We start from the raw sequence: 24704 nt of genomic DNA on the forward strand, positions 1-24704 counted from the left end.
CTGTGAGCCGGTTCCGACCGATCCCAACCACCCTGCTGCGCCGGTTTCTGGGCCGGGACCAGCCCGTGGCGGGTGCGCCATTCAGCCCGGCGGCCACGCCCAGCCCCCCGGTTTCCGCTACGGCGGACATGGCCTGCGCAGCCCAAACACTGGCCACCCGCCTGCCGGACCTGCTGCTCCATGCCAGCCACATTGCCACCACACTGGCAGCAGGCAGGCACCCCCAGCGCCGCGCAGGATGGGGGGACACATTCTGGCAGTACCGTCCGGCACAGCCCGGTGAACCGGTCAACCGCATAGACTGGCGGCAATCCGCCCGCACAGCCCGCGCCCATGTGCGTGAAACCGAAGCCGAAGCGGCGCAGACAGTCCTGCTATGGTGCGATTTTTCCGGCTCCATGCAATGGCGCTCCGGTCATGCCCTGCCCGGCAAGCTGGACCGCGCCATCCTGCTTCTGCTCAGCATGGCGGCCCTGCTGCTGCGCAATGGCGAGCGGGTTCTGCTGCTTTCTCCTTCCGGTATTGTGTCCCTGCCCCCTGCCCCCAACGCGCTGGAACGGCTGGCACTCGGGCTGTGCGAGCTGGCAGCCAATAGCAGCCCCATGGATGCAGCACTCCCCCCGCCCGCCCTTGTGCCCCGGCGCGCACGCCTGCTGCTGGCCAGTGACCTGCTCTGCCCTGACACCCATATCCATGACTGCCTGCACCAGCTGGCCGCACACCCGGCGCGGGCCTATGTGCTCCATGTTAGCGATCCGGCGGAAAGCACGCTCCCTTATACCGGCCGCACCGAGTTTTGCGGGCTTGAGCACGAGCCCCCGCTGGAGTTGCCCCACGTGCAGAGCCTACGCACGGACTACGCAGCCCTTGTCGCAGCGCGCAGCCAGTGGCTTGAACAAACCACAAGCCATTGCGGCCACACGCTGGCACACCACCAGACCGATCACTCCCCCCTCCCCACGCTGCTGGCGCTCCATGCCCAGATGAGCCAACGCGTATGATTTTCCAGTTCCCTGCCCTGCTGTTTGCCCTGCTCTGCCTACCGCTGGTGTGGTGGCTACTGCGTGCCACGCCCCCGCGCGCGCGCCAGCAGGTTTTTCCCCCCATTGCTTTCCTCGCCCGCCTGCGCCCGAAGGAAACCGAAGCCGCGCGCTCACCCCCATGGGTCTTGCTCTTGCGCTTGCTGGCTGTGGGCCTGCTGATTACGGGCTTTGCCCGCCCGTTTATTCCCGGCAGCAGGGACAGCACACAAACCCCCGGCCCGGTTCTGCTGGTGGTGGATGACGGTATGTTCAGTGCCGCAGACTGGACCGACCGCCTGACCACCGCACAAACCATTGTGGACGATGCAGAGCGCACAAAATCCAGCCTGCTGCTCCTGACCACCGCCCCACAGGCGGAGGCTTCCGCAATACCGCCTGCGCCACAGCCAGCCGCTACTGTGCGGCGGATGCTGAACAGTCTCCACCCCAACCCATGGAGTGTGGACCGGGCACAGGCTGCCCGGCAGATCGGGCAACTGCCAGCCCTTCCCTTCGCCCGCATTGTCTATCTGGCTGATGGCGTTGCCCAGAGCGGGGATAACGCTTTTGCCCAAGCCCTGCGCGCACGGGGTGCCGTGCAGGAAATCCGCTTTTCCTCCCAGTCAGGCATGGTGCTTGCCCCCGTTGCCCCCACGTCGGATGGGACCATGGCGCGCCTGATCATGCTCCCATCGGCGCAGCCCCGGCTTGTTCATGTTGTGGCCCGCGCGACAGATGGGGGAACGCTGGCCGTGATCCCTGTGCCCGTAGCGGCCAATGCCACACAGGCGGATGTACGCATCAACCTGCCCATAACCGTACGCAACCGCATAGATACGCTGAGTGTGCAGGGCATTGCGAGCGCCGCCACAACCGTTCTGCTGGACGAAAACACACGCCTGCACCCTGTTGGCCTGCTTTCCAGCGGTGGGGCAGATACCCCCCTGATTGGCTCGGTCTTTTACCTCCGCCGTGCGCTGGCTCCCCTGTCAGACCTGCATGAAGGAACACTGGACGCCTTGCTCAGCCGCCCCCTGTCCGTGCTGATCGCACCCGATGGCACACTGGCCGGCGCGCAAAGCCAGAAAACCGTTCTGGAATGGATAAAAAACGGCGGCACGCTCATCCGCTTTGCTGGCCCGGCACTCGCTGGCAGCCAGCAGGATACAAGCCCCTCCGGCCCGGACGACACGGCCCGGAACCTGCTGCCCGTGCCCCTGCTGGATGGAGCCCGCCAGCTCGGTGGGTCCATGACATGGGGCACACCGCAAAAACTTGCACCCTTTGAGCAGGAATCCCCTTTCCGGGGGCTGGATATTCCTGCCGATGTAACGGTTTCCCGCCAGGTGCTGGCCAGCCCTTCGGCCGATCTGGGCACGCATGTATGGGCACGGCTGGCTGATGGCACGCCGCTGGTCACCCATGCCGAACTGGGCAAGGGGGAGGTAATTCTGTTCCATGTCAGCAGCACGGCGGACTGGTCCAACCTGCCGCTGTCCGGCCTGTTTGTAGCCATGCTGCAACGCCTGACCGAACACGCCAACGGGCTGAACATTCCTGCCGAAAATATACTGCTCTCCCCAGCCCTGACACTGGACGGTGAGGGCATTGCAGGCCCGCCGCCACCAACCGCACGGGGCATACAGGGCAATGTGTTTGCCACCACATCTGCCTCCCCCATCCACCCGCCCGGCCTGTATGGCCCCACGGATGGACGCCGCGCACTCAATACCGCAGCGGGTGTGCAAAGCCTGCAACCAGCCCCCCCTGTTGGCACCATTACGGATGCATCGGGCCAGAAGCCGGATCTGCCACTCGGGCGTTACTGCCTGCTGGCAGCCATTCTGCTTTTACTGCTCGATGGCGTGGTTGTAGGCCTTATGCGCACAGGCAGGCTGTTTGCACCACGGCCCCTTACCCTGCTTGCGTTGCTGGCCACCCTTGGTGCGCTAACATCCCCCCTGCATGCACAGGAGTTGAGCACGCCCCCCGCAGTCCCCGCCGCAGCGCTGGAAACCCGACTGGGGTATATTGTAACCGGGCATGAGGACGTGGACACAGCCTCCCGCGAGGGGTTGCAGGGCCTGTCCGACTTTGTAAACGCCCGCACCTCCGCTGTTATGGGGCACCCCGATGCCGTCCACCCCGGCACGGATGACCTGACCTACTACCCCCTGCTTTACTGGCCGATTACCGCAGACGCCACCACCACTCCGGCCATGACGGCAGCGCTGAACACCTTTATGGCCCACGGTGGTATTCTGCTGATTGACACACAGGGGCAGGACGGCAGCACCAGCACAGCTGACACCACCTTTACCGCCGATGCCCCCGGCACGGCCGCAGCCCTGCGCCGGGTTACAACCGGCCTTGCGGTGCCACCGCTGGTGGTCATGACCGACCACCACCTGCTGGCACATACCTTTTACCTGCTCCACGACTTTCCGGGCCGGTATGCAGGCCTGCCTATCTGGGTCGCCAAGGAAGGAGACGCCGAGAACGATGATATCAGCCCGGTTATTATCGGCTCGGCAGACTGGGCGCACGCCTGGGCGGTGGACAGTGCGGGCAATACCCCGTTTGCCGTTATCCCCGGTGGCAGCGACCAGCGCCTGCAGGCGTACCGCTTTGGGCTGAACACCGTTATTTACGCCTTAACAGGCAGCTACAAGGCTGATCAGGTGCATGTTCCCATGCTGCTCAAACGGCTGGAGGACAAACCATGAGCACTCTTCTGGCCTCCTTTGGGTTTGCACCTTTGCTGCCGTTATGGCTGCTGGCCATACTGGGCGTTGCGGCACTGGGCCTGTGCGGGTGGAGCCTGTTCCAGCGCACGGGGGGAGCCATTTTGCGCCTGTGCGCCATAGGTATGGTGCTGCTGTGGCTGGCCGGGCCACAACGTTACCACGAGCAGCGGCGCGCGCTCCCCCAGACTGCACTTCTGGTAGTGGACCAGTCCCCCTCCATGGCGCTGGACCAGCGTGCCGCCATTGCCCGGCAGGCGGCGGACGCACTGGCGCAGGCCAAGGTGGAGGGGCTGAACCTCCGCACCGTAACCGTGCGCGGTGCTGCACGTGATGGCACAAAACTGTTTGACGCGCTGGATCAGGCCGCAGCCGACATTCCCCCCGCCCAGTTTGCCGGGGCCATGATGGTTACTGATGGGGAGGTCAGCGATGTTCCCGCCACCCTGCCCGAGCGCCTGCGCCCCATGCAGGACAATGGCAGCCGCACAACCCTGCCCCTGCACGTTCTGCTCACCGCCAGCACGGAGCAGAAAGACCGCAAGCTGAGCATCCTTCAGGCTCCCCCCTACGCCATTGCAGGCCAGAGCGCCAAACTGCGCGTGCAGGTGGATGACATGGGACCGGGCACGCAGGCAGGCACACCGGCGGAACTGACGGTCCGGGTGAATGGGGAGGAACCGCGGCATATTTCTGTCCTGAGCGGGATGCCGCAGGAAATTACCGTGCCCGTAACCCAGCCGGGGCCGTTGCTGGTCAGCCTGTCCGCCTCGGCCCTGCCGGGGGAAGTCTCGGAACTGAACAACCAGACCGTAGCCCATATTACCGGCATACGGGACCGGCTGAAGGTGCTGCTGATCTCGGGCACACCCAATCAGGGGGAGCGGGTCTGGCGCAGGCTGCTCAAGGCGGACCCTTCGGTTGATCTGATCCACTTTACCATTCTGCGTCCCCCCGAAAAGGACGATGGCACCCCCCTGTCCGACCTTGCGCTGATCGCATTCCCCGTGCGCGAGCTGTTTCAGGACAAGATCAACCAGTTTGACCTGATCATCCTTGATGGGTTTGAAAACCGGCATATTCTGCCGCACAGTTATCTGGAAAATATTGCAGGCTTTGTCCGCCGCGGGGGTGGCCTGCTCCTGACCGCCGGACCCGAATTTATTGGCCCCGGCTCCTTGCAGGATACTCCGGTGGGGGACGTGCTGCCCGCCCACGTAACCCCTGACCAGAGCAGCATGCTCGTCAGCCGCTTCCGCCCCACCCTGACCGATACCGGACGCAGGCACCCTGTTACGGCGTCGCTTCCCGGTGCGCCAAAAGCGGGTGCGCAGGTCAACAGTGCTACAGCCGTACCGGGCCTGTGGGGGCCGTGGTACCGCGCCCTGCACCCCGACAGCACCCATGGTGAGGTACTGATGAATGGACCCGATAACAGCCCCCTGCTGGTGCTGGACCGGGTTGATCAGGGCCGGATTGCGCTGCTTCTGTCTGACCAGATATGGCTGTGGTCACGCGGGGAGGATGGCGGCGGCCCGCAGGCCGAACTGCTCCGCCGCATTTCGCACTGGCTGATGAAAGAACCGGAACTGGAGGAGGAGCAGCTTACAGCCAGCATAAACGCCAATACGCTCCACATTACCCGCCACAGTGTGGGCACACCTGCGGCCACCACCCTTACCCTGACCTCCCCCACCGGGCAGAGCAGCACCGTGCCCATGCACGCATCCGCACAGGAAGGCACCCAGACAGCACAACTGCCCATAACGGAGTCCGGTATCTGGCGTATTTCCGATGGCACACGCACAACCTATGCGGCACCTGAACCAGAAAACACGCGTGAGCTAACCGACCTGCGCGCGACCGCAACCCGTCTGGCGGATATGGTCAAACAGAGTGACGGGGGTATTTTCTGGCTCGGTGACAGCACAACCAGCCTGCATGCCCCCACGCCAAGACTGGTTGCATCAGGCGCACTGCACGGGGCGGACTGGCTGGGCTTTGCCCGGCGCGATGCGCATCTGGTAACGGGCAGAACACCCATACCCCTTCTGCCTGCTCCTCTGGCCATGGTGCTCGCCCTTTTGCTGCTGTTTGGCGCATGGTGGCGGGAAGGACGGACCCGATAGGCCCCCGGAGCGTCTTTTCCGCTCCCATGGGCTGTGATACGTTAGAGGCTCCTGTATTGATGGACAGACAATGACCCGTTTTCCACGCCTTGTTTCATCCGCTCTGCTGTTCAGCAGCCTTGCCATGTTTGCTGCGGTTCCGGCATTTGCTGATGATGCCGAAGATCAGGCTGCGGCGGCGGAATCCGCCGAAAAAGCGGAAAGCGCCAAGGCCGCCAAACGCGCAGCCCCGCCCACGGCCATTCCCGGTGCCGATGGCAGCGATGATGAAGCAGGGGAAGGCGGTGGCCATCCCAACAAGGATGTGGAACCCACAGTTGCACTGTTCGAGGCCATAAACCGGGGGAGTGTTTCCTCCGCGCGTGATGCCATTAACCGTGGTGCGGACCTGAACGGGCATAATATTCTGGGCCAGACACCGCTTGATATGTCCATCGACCTGAACCGTAACCCCATTACCTTCCTGCTTCTGTCCCTGCGCAATTCCAGCAGCCTGCAGGGGAATGATAGCGTGGGAACGGTCAGCACATCCGACCTGCACGTAGGCAACAGCAGTGTGGATATGGAAGACGATACCAAAAGCAAAACGCATGACCCGCGTTATGACCGCACGGGCGGGGCTGCCCAGCCGTCCATCGGCTTTCTGGGGTTTGGTGGCAGCTAGGCCACCTGCCTGCCCTGCCGGACTACACATATAAAAAAAGGGGCACCAGAAGTGCCCCTTTTTTTTATAACTTCAAGCTATGTCGTCAGGCTTTACAGCGCGACTGTAGCCCCCAGACTTTCCTGCCGCAGCACATCCAGCGGGAGCAACACGCCTTCACGCTCGAAGTGCCAGAATGTCCAGCCATTGCATGAAGGTGCGTTGGTCAGCATGGCCCCCATTTTATGGATTGAGCCACGCTTGGCACCACTGATCAACGTACCATCTGCTGCAACTGTAGCCTGAATACGCTGTTTTTTATCACTCAGCACTGTTCCGGCCACAAGTGCGCCCTGCTCCACCAGACTGCCAAAAGGCACACGCGGGGCTTCGCGCTTATCCTGCGTGGTCTGTATGGCATCATCATCCAGGGGCACTTCGCTGGCTACGCGGGCTCTGGCGGCTTCCACATAATCCGGGTGCCGCTCAATGCCTACAAAATGGCGGCGCAGGCGGCGGGCCATGGCGGCCGTAGTGCCAGAGCCGGAGAACGGGTCAAGCACCACATCATTAACCGTGGTGGACGCCAGCAGCACACGATGGAGCAGGCTTTCGGGCTTCTGGGTGGGGTGGAGCTTCAACCCATGTTCGTTCCGCAGGCGCTCATTGCCTGTGCAGAGCGGCAGATACCAGTCCGAGCGCATCTGCACGTCATCATTCAGCGCCTTCATGGCTTGGTAGTTGAAGCGGTAACGGCTATCCTGGCTGCGGGCAGCCCAGATGAGCGTTTCGTGCGCATTGGTAAAGCGACGGCCACGGAAGTTGGGCATGGGGTTGGACTTGCGCCAGACCACATCATTCAGGATCCAGAACCCAAGGTCCTGCAGAATAGCCCCGAGGCGGAAGATGTTATGGTAGGAACCAATCACCCAGATTGTGCCATCCTTATGCAGCAGGCGGCGGGCTTCGCTCAGCCATTCCCGCGTGAAGCGGTCGTATTCCTGCAGGTCGGAAAACTTGTCCCAGTCATCATCCACGCCATCAACAACGCTGTCGTCCGGGCGGCGGAGTTCACCCCGAAGCTGCAGGTTGTACGGTGGGTCGGCAAAAATGCAGTCCACTGAGCCCGAAGGCAGGGTGCGCATGGTCTCCACGCATTCACCCCGCAGGATTTCGTCTAGGGGGAGGTCCATGGAAACTGCTTTTGCGCCGCTCATGCCCGGGTCTCCGTTTTCAAATGTTCTAGCTGCTGGCGTACGGTGCCAAATGTTTTTCTGTGGTGCGGGGTTACACCCGTTTGCAGCAGAGCCCGGCGATGAACCGCCGTGCCGTAACCTGCATTTTTTTCCCATCCATAATCGGGCCAGCGCACATTCAGCCGCGCCATGATGCGGTCACGCACCACCTTGGCCATAATGGAGGCCGCGGCAATGGACAGGCTCACCCCGTCCCCACCCACGATGGCCTCTGCACTACACCCGAAATCCGGAATTTTGTTGCCATCAACAAGCACATGGTCAGGCCGGACCGGCAGGCGGGCAACTGCACGCTGCATGGCAAGGTGGGACGCATGGTAGATGTTGATACGGTCAATTTCCGCCGTGGAGGCGGCACCCACGCCAATGGCCACACCGGGCACATGGGGCAGACGCTCGGCAATGGCCTCACGCAATGCGGGTTTTAATTTTTTGGAATCATCAATAACGGCAGCAAGATCATCCGGCACGCCACGGGCAAACACCACGGCGGCGGCCACAACCGGACCGGCAAGCGGGCCACGGCCCACTTCATCCACTCCGGCGACCAAGCCGCCATGCTGTTGTTCCCGCCTAAAGTCCGGCATTGCATCCCTTCCCGTCCGCTTGAAACGACTCGGTTAAAATTACCGAGTCGCAGCAATTGCGACTCCGTAGGGAAGGAAAAGCATTTTTTTACCCGGGTGCGCAAGAGTCCCGGTCAAATGATTTTTAGGAACGGCTACGACGGGGGAAGAAGAGCCAGCCGAGCAGAACACCCACAACCGAGACAATACCCAATGAAAGCAAGGGTTTATCCCGCACAAAAGTCACTGCTTTTTCAACCACGCCCTCACCTTCCTCATACAGATCGGCAAAATCCTCCTGCATGTGTGCGGTGAACTGGTCGAGCTTTCCGTCCGCCTGAAGACCGATATCGCCGGTCAGACCACCAGCGGCATCCTTGACATGTCCCTGAACGTCCCGAACCTTGGCGTCGATCTTGTTTTCGATGATGTCGATTTTATCTTTAGCCATGACGACTTTCTCCTTTTTTGAACCATTCCGTGACGGCCCGCGCATGGAAGCGACCGGAGATCTGCACGATCGCCTGTTGCATCAGACCGCAAAAACGCGTCTCTGACTAGGCATGCCTTCTCCGACGTCCACACAACTGACTGCGCTCATTGTTGGTTCCATGTTTTTTATGGAACAGCTTGATGGCACCATTCTGGCAACGGCCCTGCCTTCCATCGCCCATAGCCTGCATGTGGACACGGTCGCCACGTCTGTTGCCCTGACGTCCTATATTATCGGGCTGGCCATTTTTATTCCCGCATCTGGTGCGCTGGCTGACCGTCTGGGCAGCCGCACGATCCTGATGGTGGCAATCTGCATTTTTGTGGGCAGTTCAATTTTTTGCGGTACTGCCCACTCTCTGCTGTTTCTGGCTATCATGCGCACCATACAGGGCATTGGTGGTGCCCTTATGGTGCCCGTGGGGCGGCTGGCGGTTATTCGCAGCACCCCAGCGGACCAGCTTGTACGCACCATGACATGGATGATGCTGCCAGCCACCCTCGGCCCCCTGCTGGGGCCTGTGGTGGGGGGGTATATTACCTCCTGGCTGACATGGCGGTGGAATTTTTACCTGAATATTCCTGTCGGCGTGGTCGGGCTGTTCCTGACCTACCGCTTTATCCCCGAAGTGCGCGAACCCTCCCCCCCTCCGTTTGATCTCAAGGGCCTGTTTCTGGCAGGGGGCGGGCTGGCAGTGCTGTCTGTTTTTGCAGAACTGTTCAGCCACAGCACAGGCTCGCCTGCACTTGTTACGGCCCTTTTATGCACAGGCCTGCTGCTGCTGGGCATTTACACCCATCACGCAGGGCGTACGTCTTTTCCGCTCCTGGACCTGCGGCTTATGCGCTTCCAGACCTTTCGCATTTCCGTTTTTGGGGGAGCGGCATCACGCATTGCGGTGGGGTCTTTGCCGTTTCTGCTCCCATCCTTCCTGCAGATCGGGGCGGGGCTGAGCGCGGCACAGAGCGGGCTTGTCACCTTTGTGGCTCCACTGGGGGCCATTGCCATGCGCCCCTTTGTGCCGGCACTGCTCAAGCGCTGGGGGTTCCGCACCATTCTCATGGCCAATGGCTCATCTGCGGCACTGGTGTTTGCCTTGATCGCCCTTTTCCGCCCGAGCTACCCCTTATGGCTGCTCTCGCTTGTGCTCACACTGGCCGGGGCGGCCCAGTCGCTCCAGTTTTCGGCTTATAACACCGTTGCCTATGCCGACATTCCGCAGGACCGGATGAGTGCGGCCACCAGCCTGTATTCCACCATGCAGCAGATCATGCTTTCGGCCGGAATCTGCATTGCCGCAGGCACCCTGACCGTGCTGAGCAGGCTGCACCATAACACCCCCGCAAACATGACCGATTTTGCACTCGGCTTTGTTGTGACTGGCGGCATATCCCTGCTGGCCGTGCCGCTATGCGCCGCACTTTCGCCTTCTGCGGGGGCAAACATGAGCGGTAACCGCCGTTAAGCGCACGCTTTTAACGCACAAATTACATAGCGAAATGTTATTTTATGCACGGTTTCAATGAGGAGGCTTGCACTTGGACAAAGAGTTCAGCACAGTTCCCTCTGTAAACAGGGTGCCCCTATGCACAGCGTTCCCCTGCATTTTCTGACGCAACTTAGGTTAACGAACAGCGCACCTCATGGACGATAACTCTCCGCCCTCCGCCTCCCCCGCCAAGCCGCGTTCCTCCAAAAAGCGCCTGCTTCTGGCGGGTGGTGCCGTGGTGGTCGCCTGTATTCTGGGCTTTGCCTTCCTGCGCCCGCAGGCAGGCCACAAAACGCACCACGGCGCGGCTGATTCCAGCCAGAGCCAGCCTGTAGCGGTACAGACAGTGCGCGCTGGCAGTATGCCCGTGGAACTGACCGAACTGGGCACGGTTGTCCCCATTACCAACGTAACCGTGCAGACCCGTGTGGAAGGCTACCTGATGCAGGTGCTTTTTACCGAAGGCCAGCATGTGCATAAGGGTGACCTGCTCGCCCTGATCGACCCCCGCCCCTATCAGGTGCAACTGGAGCAGTATGAAGGCCAGCTTGCCCAAGACAAGGCACAGCTTGAACAGGCAAGGGTGGACAGCGGGCGCTACCAGCGCCTGATCAAGCAGGACAGTATTGACGCCAAAACAGCACGCGACCAGCAGTTTACGGTTCAGCAGCTTGAAGGCACGGTCAAGGCTGATCAGGCACTGGTGGATAACCAGAAGCTGCAACTGATCTACTGCCACATTATTGCGCCAGTGGATGGGCGCATTGGCATTCGTGCAGTGGATCAGGGCAACTACGTGGCGGCTGGCCAGTCCGGCGGGCTGGCGGTGTTGACACAGATGCAGCCCATCTCGGTCATTTTCACGCTGCCGCAGGACCAGTTGCCCGAAGTATTTGCCCAGCTACAGGCGCGCAAATCGCTCCCTGTTTCGGCCTGGAACAGTTCCAACACACAAAAAATAGCCGATGGCACGGTCAGCACGCTGGACAGCCAGATTGACACGGCAACCGGCACCGTGCGCCTGCGCGCCATTTTTACCAATGAGGACGAACACCTCTTCCCCAACCAGTTTGTTAACGCGCGCCTGCTGGTTAAAACGCTGGACCACGTTCTGCTCCTGCCCACAACCGCTGTGCAGACCGGCCCCTCCGGCCTGTTCGTATATGTTGTCAAGGATGATGACACGGTCAGCGTCCAGCCCGTGACCACCGGCATTTCCAACGGCACGCTCAGCGTTGTCACCTCCGGGCTGAAGGAAGGCGACAGGGTGGTTACGGACGGCACAGACCATTTGCGCGCCGGAATCAAGGTGAGCATTCCCACCACGGCTCCCACCCCAGCACCGGACCATGCCACGCCGTGAACCCATCTGCCATTTTCATCCGCAGGCCCGTTGCAACTACGCTGCTGATGCTGGCCATTTTTATGGCCGGGTTGCTGGGCTACCATTTTCTGCCCATTTCCGCGCTGCCACAGGTTGATTACCCCACCATAACGGTGGAAACCTTCTACCCCGGTGCGGGGCCGGATGTTATGGCTACCTCGGTGACTGCGCCGCTGGAAACACAGCTTGGCCAGATGCCCGGTCTGGACCAGATGACATCGCGCTCATCGGGTGGGGCGTCGGTCATTACCCTGCGGTTTGACCTGTCCATGTCCATGGATGTGGCGGAGCAGGAAGTGCAGGCCGCAATTAATCAGGCCAACTCCCTGCTGCCAACCGACCTGCCGGCCCCCCCGGTTTACGCCAAGGTCAACCCGGCAGACACCCCTGTGCTCACACTGGGCATTACCTCGGCCACCATTCCGCTCCCCGAAGTGGAAGATTACGTGGACACCCGTCTGGCACAAAAAATCAGCCAGATTTCGGGCGTGGGGCTGGTTACGCTTTCAGGCGGCAACCGCAAGGCCTATCGTGTGCGGGTCAACGTGCCCAAGCTGACCTCCTACGGCATTGATCTGGACACACTGCGTACCACCATTGGCAATGTGAACGTCAACTCCCCCACGGGTACGTTTGATGGAGCACAACGCTCGGCCACATTGCGGGTGGACGGACAGATTACCAGCCCGGAAATGCTGCTCAATCAGGTCATTGCCTACCAGAGCAGCGGGCCAGTCCGCATCCGCGACGTGGCTACGGTTGTAATCGGGCCGGAAAACACACAGCTCGCCGCGTGGTCCAACCAGACCCCGGCCCTGATCATGAACGTGCAGCGCCAGCCGGGTGCCAACGTGATTGCCGTGGTGGACAACGTCAAGGCCACCCTGCCCACCCTGCGCCAGACCCTGCCACCGGGAATTGATATTATCCCCCTGACAGACCGTACCACCACCATCCGCTCCTCCGTAGCCGATGTGCAGTTCGAGCTGTTTCTCGCACTTGTGCTGGTTGTGGCTGTTATTTTTGTCTTTTTGCGCAATGTTCCCGCCACCATTATTCCCAGCCTGTCCGTGCCGCTTTCCATTATCGGCACACTGGCCATTATGTACCTGCTCGACTTCTCGCTCGATAACCTCTCGCTCATGGCTCTGACCATCGCCACCGGCTTTGTGGTGGATGATGCCATTGTGATGATCGAGAACATCTCGCGTTATGTGGAAGCGGGCGAGGACCGCATGAGCGCCTCGCTCAAGGGGGCTGGGGAAATTGGCTTTACCATTATCTCGCTGACCATATCGCTCATTGCCGTGCTTATTCCGCTGCTGTTCATGAGCGATGTGGTGGGCCGCCTGTTCCACGAATTCGCCCTTACGCTGGCCACGACCATCATCCTGTCTGCCGTGGTGTCGCTCACACTTGTTCCCATGATGTGCGCCCGTATTCTTTCCGAGCGCCCGCATGACGCAGGCACGGCAGCCACCCCGTTCCTGCGCTGGTCCGCGCGGATGGAAGTGGCAACCGAACGCCTGATTGCCGCCTATGACCGTATGCTCGATGTGGTGCTGGAATGGCGCAAGCTCACACTGGGCGTGGCCGTGGGGACACTGGTGCTGACCGGCCTGCTGGGCTGGTACATTCCCAAAGGGTTTTTCCCCGTGCAGGATACGGGGGTTATTCAGGGTATTTCCGTTGCGGCGCAGTCCATCTCGTTCGAGAACATGAAGGTGCATCAGCAGGAACTGGCCAGAGTGATCCTGAAGGACCCGGATGTGGCCTCCCTCTCCTCCTTTGTGGGGGTGGACGGGCAGAATGCGACGCTTAATCAGGGCCGCTTCCTGATCAACCTGAAAGAGCATGACAGCCGCTCCTCCTCCGCCACCGAAATTGCAGCACGGCTGGAGCAGGAAACAGCGCAGGTTGCGGGGATAAAGCTCTACCTCCAGCCTGTGCAGGACCTCTCGCTCGATACAACCGTATCGGCAACACAATACCAGTTCCTGCTTGAAAACCCCGATTACGACGCCTTCAAAACATGGGTGCCCAAGCTGATCGAACGGTTGCGGCAGGAACCCTCTCTTGCGGATGTTACCTCCGACCTGCAAGCCGAAGGGCTGGTCGCACGCGTAACACTCGACCGCCCCACAGGTGCGCGTTACTCGATTACCCCCCAGACCGTGGATAACGTGCTGTATGACAGCTTTGGCCAGCGCCAGATTTCCACCATCTATACGCAGTCCAACCAGTACCGCGTCATTCTGGAAGCCGAACCGCGCTTTCAAAAAGAAATGTCCTCGCTCAACCAGCTTTACCTGCCCGGTATCAGCGGTAATACGGGGGAGAGCACATCCGGCCCCACACGCTCGCCAACCTCCGGGCTGGTGCCTCTGCCAGCGGTCACCAAGGTCACGCAGGAAACGGCTCCCCTGCTGCTAACCCATTTTGGGCAGTTCCCGGCCACGACCATCTCGTTCAATCTCGCACCCGGCTATGCGCTGGGGGATGCCACAGCCGCTATCCGCCGGGTGGAGGCGGACATCCACCTCCCTGCTGCTTTCCAGACCTCTTTTCAGGGGACGGCGGCGGCATTTGAAGGCTCACTCAGCAACGAACTGTTTCTGGTCGCTGCCGCCATTATTGCCGTCTATATTGTGCTGGGCATTCTGTACGAAAGCTTTATCCACCCGGTTACCATTCTCTCCACCCTGCCCTCGGCCGCCATTGGCGCGTTGCTGACCCTGATTGTTGCGGGGGTTAACCTCGACATCATGGGCATTATCGGCATTGTGCTGCTGATTGGCATTGTCAAGAAAAACGCCATCATGATGATCGACTTCGCGCTGGAGGCGGAGCGTGAACATGGGATGGACAGCCTGCGCTCCATTCGCACGGCGGCCACACTGCGTTTTCGCCCCATTCTCATGACCACACTGGCAGCCATGCTGGGGGCCGTACCCATGGTGCTCTCGCATGGTACGGGGTCCGAACTGCGCTATCCGCTGGGGCTGGCCATTATTGGCGGGCTTGCCCTCTCCCAGTTGCTGACCCTGTTCACCACACCGGTCATCTACCTTACGCTGGACACATGGGCGCATAAATGGCGCGGGCTGCGCACCCCCGGCTCTGCATCCCCCCCTAGCGGGCAACCCGTGCCGTGAATATCAGCCGGATTTTTATTGACCGGCCTGTTGCCACCATCCTGCTAAGCATAGCCCTGTTCCTTGGGGGGCTACTGGGCTACCGTGGCCTGCCTGTTGCCGACCTGCCTAATGTGGATTTCCCCGTTATTCAGGTGCAAGCACGGCAGGCTGGCGGCTCCCCGGAGGAAATTGCCAGTGCCGTGGCCGCCCCCTTGGAGCGGCACCTTGGGCAGATTGCCGATGTTACGGAAATGACATCCCAATCCACCGAAGGCAGCACACGCATTACGCTCCAGTTCGCCCTCTCGCGCGATATTAACGGTGCCGCGCGGGATGTGGAGGCCGCCCTTCAGGCCGCCCATGCGGACATGCCCTCCTCCCTGCGGCAGAACCCCAGCTACCGCAAGGCCAACCCCAACGGCGCGCCGATCCTTATTCTCACCCTGACATCGGACACCCACACCCGCCCCCAGCTTTATGATTACGCCACCAACGTGCTGGTGCAGCATCTGTCCGCCATACAGGGGGTGGGTCAGGTGGAAATCAGCGGGAGTGCGCTGCCTGCCATCCGGGCGGAAATAAACCCCCTGCCCCTGTTCAAATACGGTATCGGGTTTGAGGACGTACGCGCAGCCCTTGCCTCTGCCAATGCCCACACCCCCAAAGGGATTATTGACCAGAACGGCGTCCGCTACACGCTGGACACGAATGATCAGGTCCGCACGGCGCAGGACTACCGTGACCTGATTATTGCATGGCGCAACAACCGCCCCGTGCGACTGGCCGATGTGGCGCAGGTGCAGAACAGCGTGGAAGACCTGCGCAACGCCGGGTACTATAATGGTCAGGCATCGGTTATTGCGGTGGTGTTCCCCCAGGCCGGGGCCAATGTGATTCACACTGTGGACCAGATCAATGCGGAAATGCCCCTGCTTAAATCCGCCCTGCCCGGTGGTGTGGCCCTGCATGTGGGGCTTGACCGCTCACTGACCATTCGTGCAGCGCTGGTAGATACGCAGCTGACCCTGCTGATCTCGGTCATACTTGTGGTGCTGGTGGTGCTGCTCTTCCTGCACTCACTCCGCATGACGCTTATTCCCGCCGTGGTTGTGCCCACCTCCATTGTAGCGACCTTTGGCGTTATGCGCCTGCTTGGTTTTTCGCTCGATAACATGTCGCTCATGGCGCTTACGGTTTCCACCGGCTTTGTGGTGGATGACGCCATTGTGGTGATGGAAAACATAGCCCGCTACATAGAGCAGGGCCTCCCCCCACGGGATGCCGCCATAAAAGGCAGTGCGGAGGTGGCCTTTACGGTTATTTCCATCTCCATCTCCCTGATTGCCGTCTTTTTGCCCATTCTGCTCATGGGGGGGCTGGCTGGCCGCCTGTTCCATGAGTTCGCCATGACAGTTTCCATCACCATCCTGATCTCGATGGTGCTGTCCCTGACCCTGACCCCCATGATGGCGGCTTACCTGCTTGTGCCCCATACAGCAGGCACGGCCCCTGCGGGTTCTGGCAGCCTGATGCGCCACGCCATTGCCGCCATGACTGCATTTTTGGACCATATGCAGGCCGGTTATACCCGCTCGCTCGACCTTGCCCTGCGCTACCACAAGACCGTCCTGCTCAGCCTGCCCTTTACACTGGCCCTTACGGCAGCCTTGTTCATGCTGATGCCCAAGGGTTTTTTCCCGGTGGAAGACACGGGCATGCTCATGGGGCGCCTGCAGGGGGACCAGTCAATCTCCTTCGGGGCATTAGCCAAAAAGCTGACCGAAGTGCAGAAAGTGCTGCTGCACGACCGCGATGTGGAGAGCGTATCCTCCTTTATCGGGGGGCGTGGCTCCTCCAACGAGGCAGGGGTGTTTTTGCAGCTCAAGGATAAAGCTGCCCGGAACGACACCCCGACCGACCTGATCGCCCGTGTTAACCGCAAATTGCGTAATCTGGTCGGAGCCAGTTTTTTTCTGATGCAGCCTGGTGCCATCCGTTCCGGCGCACGGCAGAGCAATGCGGCGTACCAGTATACGCTGGAGGGTGAAAACTCATCCGAGCTCTACACTTGGACCGCCCGCCTGCTGGCAGAACTGCGCCGCCACCCGGAACTGACAACCCTTTCCTCCGACGTGCAGCTGGGTGGCTCGGCCATTAGCACCCAGATCGACCGGGATACGTCCGCCCGTGTCAACATTACCCCCCAGCTCCTGTCCAACACGCTGTACGATGCGTTTGGCCAGCGCGCGGCCTCGGTCATCTACAACAGGCTCAACCAGTACCGCGTGATCATGGAGGCCGACCCCAAAAGCTGGTCGAACCCGGAAAGTCTGATGCAGGTCTGGATAAGCGTTGCCGGGGGCTCGGCTGGTGGGGGAACGCGCTCCAACACCATTCGGGTGCGCAATGCCTCCAGCACCGGCTCCACCAGCACGCAGGCCAGCCAGAGTTCCCTGTCCTTTAAAAACCAGATTGCCAATGCGCTGGCCGGGGGGGCTGGTGCGTCCAATGGTTCAGCAGTCAGCACCTCATCCGAAGCCATGGTACCACTCACACTGGTTACTCATCTGGTGCCAAGCCGCACCCCGCTTTCGGTCAACCATCAGGGGCTGGCGGTTGCGGCTACGCTCTCGTTCAATCTGGCCAAGGGGGTTTCTCTGGGCACGGCCACGCAGATCATCAACACCGCACAGGTCGCGCTGCATATGCCCAATACCATCCACGGCAGTTTTGCCGGCAATGCCGCGCAGTTCCAGAAAGCGGTCAGCGACGAACCCCTGCTTATTCTGGCAGCCCTTGTGGCCGTCTATATTACACTGGGTGTTCTGTACGAAAGTTACGTACACCCGCTGACCATTCTCTCCACCCTGCCCTCGGCTGGTGTAGGCGCCCTGCTGGCCCTGCAACTGGCTGGGGAGGAGTTCTCGCTCATTGCCATGATCGGGGTGATCCTGCTGATTGGCATTGTGAAGAAAAATGCCATCATGTTGGTGGATTTTGCCATTATGGCCGAACGCGAAGAGGGTATGTCCGCCCATGATGCCATACGCACCGCCTGCCTGCTCCGCTTCCGCCCGATCATGATGACATCGGTCGCAGCGGCTCTGGGGGCTGCCCCGCTTATGGTCGCCAACGGATACGGGGCCGAACTGCGGCACCCGCTGGGCATTGCCATTGTTGGCGGGCTGATCGTGAGCCAGGCCCTTACCCTTTATACAACGCCGGTTATTTATCTGATGTTCGATGCCTGGCAGACCCGTGCCGGGTCTTTTATCCGCTCGTTATCGTTTTCCCGCAGCTTCAGGCAGGACCGCTGAATGCCTTTTTATCGTCCCTTCCTTTCCCTTCGCCTGTCCCTGCTGCTGGCACCTGCCGTTCTGGCCGGGTGCATGGTCGGGCCGGATTACAAACGGCCTACGCCCATTATCTCGCCCACCTTCAAGGAACTACGTCCGGCACCGGGCTGGCAGTACGCCACCCCACAACTGGCCAGCCTGCCCAAAGGTTCGTGGTGGACAATCTATAACGACCCGCAGTTGAATGCTCTGGAAGCTCAGGTAGACATCAACAACCAGAATATCATTCAGTACGAGGCACGCTACCGTAACGCCCGGGCCACCATTAACTCCATCCGGGCACAGCTTTACCCAACGCTCAGCGGTGCGCTCTCCTTCAACCGACAGAGTTCGGGCCGCGGGTCGCGCTCCAGCGGCACCATTATCAATTATGGCTCCGATGGCTCGAGCAGCACGAGCGCAACCCCTTCCAACTCGACCGAAAACACCTATGCCACAGGGCCAAGTGTTTCGTGGGATCTGGATTTATGGGGCAAGATCAGGCGGCAGATTCAGGCTCAGGTTACAGAAGCACAGGCCACAGCCGCAGACCTTGCCAATGCACGCCTGTCTTATCAAGCACAATTGGCCACGGCTTATTTCAACCTGCGGTATCAGGACAGCCTGTATGATCTGCTGACCAAAAACGTGGCGTTTTATGAGCGCTCGTACCAGATCACCAAAAACCAGTATGATGCAGGCACGGCAGACCCAACCACCCTGCTGCAGGCCAAAACACAGCTGGAACAGACCCGCGCTCAGGCCACCGCAACCGGCATAGCCCGCGCGCAGTATGAGCACGCCATTGCTGTTCTTATGGGTAAAGCCCCTGCGGACCTTTCCATCCCCCATGGCGCATTGCCACGGGCCATTCCGGCTATTCCGGTTATGGTTCCGGCCAGTCTGCTCCAGCGCCGCCCCGACATTGCAGCGGCCGAGCGCCGGATGGAGGAATACAACGCCCAGATTGGCGCGGCCATGGCGGCGTTCTACCCCGATGTCAAACTCACGGCGACATACTCCTATAGCGGGGACCCTGTTGGCTCTCTTGTCCAGGTTGCAAACCGCATCTGGACCCTTGGTGCCTCGGCTACGGAAACACTGTTTGCCGGGGGCGCAAGAACTGCCGCCGTCCATGAGGCCGACAGCAATTACAACGCCTATGTGGCCACCTACCGGCAAACCGTACTGACAGCCCTGCAAGGGGTGGAAGACCAGCTTTCCAACCTGCGTATTCTGGCTGATCAGGCAGAGCAGCAGCATGTTGCGCTGGATGCCGCCAACAGGGCCGTTACGGTTGCATTCAACCAGTATATGGCAGGCACCCAGATTTACACGACCGTGATTACCGCCGAGGTTACGGCCCTGTCCAACGCGCAGACTGCGCTACAAATCCAGCAAAGCCGTATTCTGGACTCCGTCAGTCTGGTGGAAGCCCTTGGCGGGGGATGGAATGCCTCCGAACTCCCAAGCAAAAACTCCATGCAGACAGACAACCCGCTCCTGCCCTCCTTTATTCAAAAAGACAAAAACTAGGCGGACCACCGCCCAACAAAAAACCTCCGGAGCGCTGGCCCCGGAGGTTTTTTTATACCGTTTGCAAAGTGATCAGGCGCCGTTACTTCATGACCGCACGGCCAGCCAGCAGGGCCACAACCAGAAAAACAACAAACAGCATGATGGCGATAAAGAACAGGATTTTAGCCATACCAGCCGAGGCAGAGGCAATTCCGCCAAAACCAAACAGCCCTGCAACAAGTGAAACAACCAGAAAAAACAGTGCCAGTTTCAGCATAACGCACTCCCTTGCATTTCAATCCTGACCAGAGCCGGAACGCTCTTGCCAACTTATTTTCTGCGCCGCAGAAAAATCCCAATAATCAGACCGACAACACCTGCCGTAGCAACGGTCAACAATGGCTGGTCAATAACAACATCCCGCAGAGCTTCTACTGCGGTGCTGCGCTTGCCCGGATTAAGGGCATCGTAACTGGAAACCTTGCCAAAAAAACCATCGGCACCGTCCTGAAGATTGCCAATACCATCCTCAAGACCAAAATCTGCCTTGCTCTCATCACTCATACGAGGATGTCCTCCATACTGGATTAAGGGGTAACGCGCCTTGCACCCCTAAGGATGCCTATGTGAACGATTTTTTTGCTCAAGACTAGATTTCAGCCGAGCGCCAGTAGGCTTCCCCACCCGGATCAGGCTCACCTGCAATCATGGCGCGCAGGCGCGCGGCATAGGTCCTGAAAGCAGGGGTATCGGGGTTGCGGTGCGGCATATCCAGCACAATTTCGCCCGTAATCCCCGCAGGGGGGCCACCGGCCAGCACCACAACGCGTGTGGCAAGGCGAAGAGCCTCTTCAATATCATGCGTCACAAACAGCACTGTTTTATGTGTCTGCTGCCATATCCGCTGCAACTCTTCCTGCAGGCTGGTGCGGGTGATGGGGTCCAGCGCCCCAAACGGCTCATCCATCAGCAACAGGTCGGGGTCCACGGTCAGGGCGCGGGCAACCCCCACACGCTGCCGCTGCCCACCAGACAAACGGCGCGGGAGCCGGTCCTGTGCATCCTCCAGCCCGACCAGACGCAGGGCCTCCTGCGCACGGGCAATTTTTTCGCTCTTGCTCAGGTGTAGGCCTTCCAGCCCGAACATGACATTCCGCAACACCGAGCGCCACGGCAGAAGCCGCGCATCCTGGAACACCATAGCCCGGCTCCGCCGCGTAGCATGTGCCCCGGCATCCGCCACACAGGCCGAACCGCCTGTCTGCCCTTCCGTTGGGTGCATAAGCCCCATCAGAACCCTGAGCAGCGTGGATTTACCCACACCAGACGGCCCCAGAAGTGCAACAAACTCCCCACGCTCCAGCGTCAGGCTGACATGCCGCAGCACAAAATGGGCGCCACCATCGTGAGAGAGGCCAACATCATGCAAGGAGGCAACCACATCCGCCTTGCTCATGGCTGCCACCTGAGTACCCATTTACGCACAAACCCAAAAAGAAAATCGGTAATGGCATACAGCATGGCCATGGTCAGCATGTAAACCACCACAACATCGGTCGCCAGAAGGCTGGATGCCTGCATCATACGGGCACCAATACCCGGCACGCCAAACAGTTCCGCCGCCACAACGGACATCCACCCCTGCCCCAGCCCCGTACGCAACCCGGCCATAATGCCCGGTGCGGAAGCCGGGAGCACAATCTTGACCAACCGCCCCACAAAACTGCCATGCCCGAAGGCGGAAGCCAGTTCATACAGCTCGGGGTCCACCCCACGAACGGCACTGTGGGCTGCGTAAAAATTGATCCAGAAAACCGATATGGCAATAACAAAAGTAGCACCAGCCGTGCTCAGCCCAAACCAGAGAATGGCAAACGGCACCCAGGCCAGCCCCGGTACAGGCCGCAGCAGGCGAACAACGCCTTCAAGCAGACTATCCAATAGCCCCAGCATACCGCACAGAATGCCAAGCCCGGCCCCCAGAACGGAGCCAATGAGCAGGCCCAGCAGATAATGGTTCAGACTATCCAGAATGGCTTGCTGCCAGAACCCTCCCCGTACCTCATCCAGCCAGGCCGGACCAAGGGAAGAAGGTGCTGGCACCATGCCAGATGGCAGCAGCCCGGACTGGACTGCTGCCTCCCACACGCCAAAGAACAGAACAAGCCCCGCCAGCCCAAGCCCCAGGCGAGCGGGTCCAGACAATTTTACACTCACGGCTTGGCCTGCTGCCACAGACCCGTATCAAACAGATCTTCAACAGGTTCTGCCTTACGCAACAGACCTTCGGCCACTTCAAATTCCTGCAACTGCTTGACACTTTCCACAATGCGCGCCGGGTCGCTGACAAAACGGGAAGCAGAATGCTCCAGCGCGGTTTTCATCACACTATCATTCAGCATACCACCGCCAAGCGCTTTTTGCACAAATGGCACAGCATCATCCGGGTGCTGAGCCAGCAAAGTTGTGGCGCGCACAAACAGGCTGGTCAGTGTTCCCGCCCATGCCTTGTGCTCAGGTGCATCAGGCTTGACAATTGCCAGAACGGAGCCCGGCTGGTCTGGCATCATGCTATGGCCCGAAGCCAGAATACGGGCGTCCGGCAGGCGGGTTTTAACAACTGTCAGGGCTGGTTCCCTCAAAACCGCGCCATCCACAGCACCTGCCAGAAATGCCTGCTGTGCCGCATCAATATCCACCCCAACAATGGAGGCCACGGTATTGACCTGCGCATAGCCAAGCTGCTTTTGCAGCCAGTAGCGCAACAGTGTGTCCGGCACCGAACCGGCAGGCTGGGCTGCCAGACGTGGCAGACGCTTCTGGTCCTGCTTGAACCGCGCAAAAATGTCCTTCACCGCATCTGGCGTCAGTCCGGCCTCACTATCCGGCTTCAGGCCCTCTGCCAGTGCGCCGCGCGCAATAACCGAGAGTTCCTCGATCGAGGCGGTCGCAACAACCTTAACATCCACGCCATGCGCGCGGGCCTGCAACAAGGGCAGCACCCCTGCTACGTAGCCGTCAATCCGCCCGGATACGAGTGCCTGAATAGCCTGCGGGCCAGAGGTAAAGCGGACAAGCTGCACATCCAGCCCTGCCTGCTTGGCCCAGCCTTCCCCATCAATCACAAACAGCGCGGAAGAGCCCAGAACGGGAATATAGCCAATACGAATGCTGTCCGCCGCCTGTGCCGGGCTTACAGCCCAACCCAATGCCACGGTGGCAAGCGTTAGCATTTTTAGCAACGCACGTTTCATGACGTTATCTCTTTCACTGAAATATTTTATCAAAAATAATAGTGGATATATTCTTGCCTTTGTCAATCACTCACGCGCAATCATGGAATATTTTTATTCCACGCATATTTGCATCACATCGTGGCACGCAGACAGGACATAAAAAAAGCTGGCTCCTGAGAGCCAGCTTCCTTCATTGCACTTGCGAGCAAAAGATTAAGCAGCAAGATCCTGCTTATCTTCCACTTCCGGGCGCGGACCGCTGTCCTGCCCTTTTGCGCTCACATCGCGGTCGATCAGTTCGATCACGGCCATCTGAGCGGCATCGCCATAACGCACGCCAGCGCGCAGGACGCGTGTGTAACCACCGTTGCGGGCCTTGTAGCGTTCTGCCACGGCTGCAAACAGCTTTTTAACAATCACATCATCACGCAGCACAGCAAATGCCTGCCGACGTGCGTGCAGATCGCCACGCTTGCCAAGGGTGATCAGCTTTTCAACAAACGGGCGCAGTTCCTTCGCTTTGGGAAGCGTGGTGGTGATCTGCTCGTGTTTGATCAAAGCCACAGCCATGTTGCGGAACATGGCTGCACGGTGAGAAGAGGTAACGCCGAGCTTTCGGCCGGCAATCCGGTGACGCATGGTTCAGTTCCTAGTATCGGGAAAAGTCAGATCAAAACGGCTCATCAAGCCGCTTTGCCAACTCTTCAATATTTTCCGGCGGCCAGGCCGGGACATTCATACCCAAGGACAGCCCCATGGAGGTCAGGACTTCCTTAATTTCGTTCAGGGATTTACGGCCAAAGTTCGGTGTGCGCAGCATTTCCTGCTCACTCTTCTGAACCAGATCCCCGATGTAGATGATGTTGTCGTTCTTCAGGCAGTTTGCGCTACGAACAGACAATTCAAGCTCATCCACCTTGCGCAGCAGATTACGGTTGAACGGCAGATCATCCTCAGGCTCTTCAGCCTGTACAGGACGCGGCTCATCAAAGTTGATGAAGAGCTGCAACTGATCCTGCAGAATGCGCGCGGCCAGAGCCACTGCATCTTCGGGCGTTACCGCACCATTTGTTTCGACCGTAAGCAGCAGCTTGTCATAGTCGGTGACCTGACCAACACGGGTCGGTTCCACCTTATAGGACACGCGCTTGACGGGCGAATAGATTGCATCAACCGGGATCAGGCCGATCGGGGCATCTTCCGGGCGGTTAGCCGCCGCAGGAACATAGCCTTTTCCGGTATTAACAATAAATTCCATGCCCAGCTTGACGCCGTCATCAAGCGTGCAGATGACCAGATCAGGGTTCATGATTTCAATGTCATGACCTGTCTGGATCTGGCTTGCGCGCACTTCGCCGGGGCCAGTGGCCGTCAGCACCATACGCTTCGGCCCTTCACCGTGCATGCGCAACGCCAGCTGCTTGATGTTCAGGACGATGTCAGTCACATCTTCCCGCACACCGGCAACGGACGAAAACTCGTGCAGAACGCCGTCAATCTGAACCGCCGTGACCGCAGCACCTTGAAGAGAAGACAGCAGAACCCGACGCAGGGCGTTACCGAGCGTCATACCAAAACCGCGTTCCAGCGGCTCAGCCACTACGGTTGCGATACGAGCGGGCTCCACTCCGGATTCAACTTCAAGCTTTTCGGGCTTGATCAGAGATTGCCAGTTTTTCTGAAGGACCAATGGACCGGCCTTTCAATACGAAAAACCACTGCTTGCGCAGCGATTTCTCTGAAGTGGACACA

At 59.8% G+C, this 24704-nt stretch carries 19 protein-coding genes; 9 read left to right on the forward strand and 10 right to left on the reverse strand.

Annotation, left to right across the window (positions count from 1 at the left end):
- Nucleotides 1-2: 2 nt before the first annotated feature.
- From ACSYTG_RS08230 to ACSYTG_RS08245, 4 genes are all read left to right on the forward strand, one after another.
- On the forward strand, nucleotides 3-1001 hold the full coding sequence (locus ACSYTG_RS08230; protein WP_489782897.1) for a DUF58 domain-containing protein: 999 nt from the start codon (nucleotides 3-5) through the stop codon (nucleotides 999-1001).
- Nucleotides 998-3748 carry a DUF4159 domain-containing protein gene (locus ACSYTG_RS08235; RefSeq protein WP_489782898.1) on the forward strand — a complete coding sequence of 917 codons (2751 nt, stop codon included), beginning with the start codon at nucleotides 998-1000 and terminating at the stop codon, nucleotides 3746-3748. The genes ACSYTG_RS08230 and ACSYTG_RS08235 overlap by 4 nt, the downstream gene beginning before the upstream one ends.
- Nucleotides 3745-5895 (forward strand): VWA domain-containing protein, encoded by a 2151-nt coding sequence (locus tag ACSYTG_RS08240; protein WP_489782899.1) that lies wholly within the window; start codon nucleotides 3745-3747, stop codon nucleotides 5893-5895. Before ACSYTG_RS08235 ends, ACSYTG_RS08240 begins: the two co-directional genes overlap by 4 nt.
- Nucleotides 5896-5965: 70 nt before the next feature.
- Nucleotides 5966-6559: an ankyrin repeat domain-containing protein gene (locus tag ACSYTG_RS08245; RefSeq protein WP_165925028.1), complete on the forward strand. Its 594-nt coding sequence runs from the start codon at nucleotides 5966-5968 to the stop codon at nucleotides 6557-6559.
- Nucleotides 6560-6651: 92 nt separating this feature from the next.
- Here the strand turns inward: ACSYTG_RS08245 and ACSYTG_RS08250 are convergent, their stop codons facing one another.
- The 3 genes from ACSYTG_RS08250 to ACSYTG_RS08260 form a co-directional block, all read right to left on the reverse strand.
- Entirely contained in the window at nucleotides 6652-7755 is a 1104-nt protein-coding gene (locus ACSYTG_RS08250; RefSeq protein WP_086647149.1) for a site-specific DNA-methyltransferase, read from the reverse strand.
- Nucleotides 7752-8381 carry a ribonuclease HII gene (gene rnhB / locus ACSYTG_RS08255; protein WP_095348972.1) on the reverse strand — a complete coding sequence of 210 codons (630 nt, stop codon included), beginning with the start codon at nucleotides 8379-8381 and terminating at the stop codon, nucleotides 7752-7754. Before rnhB ends, ACSYTG_RS08250 begins: the two co-directional genes overlap by 4 nt.
- Nucleotides 8382-8505: 124 nt before the next feature.
- The gene (locus tag ACSYTG_RS08260) at nucleotides 8506-8811 is read right to left on the reverse strand and encodes an ElaB/YgaM/YqjD family protein (RefSeq protein ID WP_165925029.1); all 306 of its coding nucleotides are present in this window, start codon (nucleotides 8809-8811) and stop codon (nucleotides 8506-8508) included.
- Nucleotides 8812-8923: 112 nt separating this feature from the next.
- Between ACSYTG_RS08260 and ACSYTG_RS08265 the strand changes: the two genes are divergently transcribed.
- The 5 genes from ACSYTG_RS08265 to ACSYTG_RS08285 all read left to right on the forward strand — a co-directional run bounded on the left by ACSYTG_RS08265 (nucleotide 8924) and on the right by ACSYTG_RS08285 (nucleotide 19734).
- Complete coding sequence (locus ACSYTG_RS08265; protein WP_489782900.1) at nucleotides 8924-10318, forward strand: MFS transporter; 1395 nt, start codon at nucleotides 8924-8926, stop codon at nucleotides 10316-10318.
- A 178-nt stretch (nucleotides 10319-10496) separates the two neighbouring features.
- Nucleotides 10497-11705 carry an efflux RND transporter periplasmic adaptor subunit gene (locus ACSYTG_RS08270; protein WP_489782901.1) on the forward strand — a complete coding sequence of 403 codons (1209 nt, stop codon included), beginning with the start codon at nucleotides 10497-10499 and terminating at the stop codon, nucleotides 11703-11705.
- Nucleotides 11702-14881: an efflux RND transporter permease subunit gene (locus ACSYTG_RS08275; RefSeq protein ID WP_253527293.1), complete on the forward strand. Its 3180-nt coding sequence runs from the start codon at nucleotides 11702-11704 to the stop codon at nucleotides 14879-14881. The genes ACSYTG_RS08270 and ACSYTG_RS08275 overlap by 4 nt, the downstream gene beginning before the upstream one ends.
- Nucleotides 14878-18180: an efflux RND transporter permease subunit gene (locus ACSYTG_RS08280; protein ID WP_489782902.1), complete on the forward strand. Its 3303-nt coding sequence runs from the start codon at nucleotides 14878-14880 to the stop codon at nucleotides 18178-18180. The genes ACSYTG_RS08275 and ACSYTG_RS08280 overlap by 4 nt, the downstream gene beginning before the upstream one ends.
- The gene (locus tag ACSYTG_RS08285) at nucleotides 18181-19734 is read left to right on the forward strand and encodes an efflux transporter outer membrane subunit (protein ID WP_253527290.1); all 1554 of its coding nucleotides are present in this window, start codon (nucleotides 18181-18183) and stop codon (nucleotides 19732-19734) included. It begins immediately after the preceding gene.
- Between the two features lie 82 nt (nucleotides 19735-19816).
- Here ACSYTG_RS08285 and ACSYTG_RS08290 read toward each other — a convergent pair whose 3' ends face one another.
- The 7 genes from ACSYTG_RS08290 to ACSYTG_RS08320 form a co-directional block, all read right to left on the reverse strand.
- On the reverse strand, nucleotides 19817-19993 hold the full coding sequence (locus tag ACSYTG_RS08290; protein ID WP_086647142.1) for a DUF1328 domain-containing protein: 177 nt from the start codon (nucleotides 19991-19993) through the stop codon (nucleotides 19817-19819).
- A 53-nt stretch (nucleotides 19994-20046) separates the two neighbouring features.
- Complete coding sequence (locus ACSYTG_RS08295) at nucleotides 20047-20280, reverse strand: hypothetical protein (RefSeq protein WP_086647141.1); 234 nt, start codon at nucleotides 20278-20280, stop codon at nucleotides 20047-20049.
- A gap of 85 nt (nucleotides 20281-20365) precedes the next feature.
- Nucleotides 20366-21172 (reverse strand): ABC transporter ATP-binding protein, encoded by an 807-nt coding sequence (locus ACSYTG_RS08300; RefSeq protein ID WP_194301238.1) that lies wholly within the window; start codon nucleotides 21170-21172, stop codon nucleotides 20366-20368.
- Complete coding sequence (locus ACSYTG_RS08305; RefSeq protein ID WP_369823061.1) at nucleotides 21169-21951, reverse strand: ABC transporter permease; 783 nt, start codon at nucleotides 21949-21951, stop codon at nucleotides 21169-21171. The genes ACSYTG_RS08300 and ACSYTG_RS08305 overlap by 4 nt, the downstream gene beginning before the upstream one ends.
- The gene (locus ACSYTG_RS08310) at nucleotides 21930-22970 is read right to left on the reverse strand and encodes an ABC transporter substrate-binding protein (RefSeq protein WP_415424885.1); all 1041 of its coding nucleotides are present in this window, start codon (nucleotides 22968-22970) and stop codon (nucleotides 21930-21932) included. The genes ACSYTG_RS08305 and ACSYTG_RS08310 overlap by 22 nt, the downstream gene beginning before the upstream one ends.
- Nucleotides 22971-23165: 195 nt before the next feature.
- Complete coding sequence (rplQ, locus tag ACSYTG_RS08315; RefSeq protein WP_025826922.1) at nucleotides 23166-23591, reverse strand: 50S ribosomal protein L17; 426 nt, start codon at nucleotides 23589-23591, stop codon at nucleotides 23166-23168.
- A gap of 31 nt (nucleotides 23592-23622) precedes the next feature.
- On the reverse strand, nucleotides 23623-24642 hold the full coding sequence (locus ACSYTG_RS08320; protein ID WP_025826924.1) for a DNA-directed RNA polymerase subunit alpha: 1020 nt from the start codon (nucleotides 24640-24642) through the stop codon (nucleotides 23623-23625).
- Nucleotides 24643-24704: the final 62 nt, after the last annotated feature.

It is taken from the genome of Acetobacter sp. ESL1128 (genome assembly GCF_058505085.1).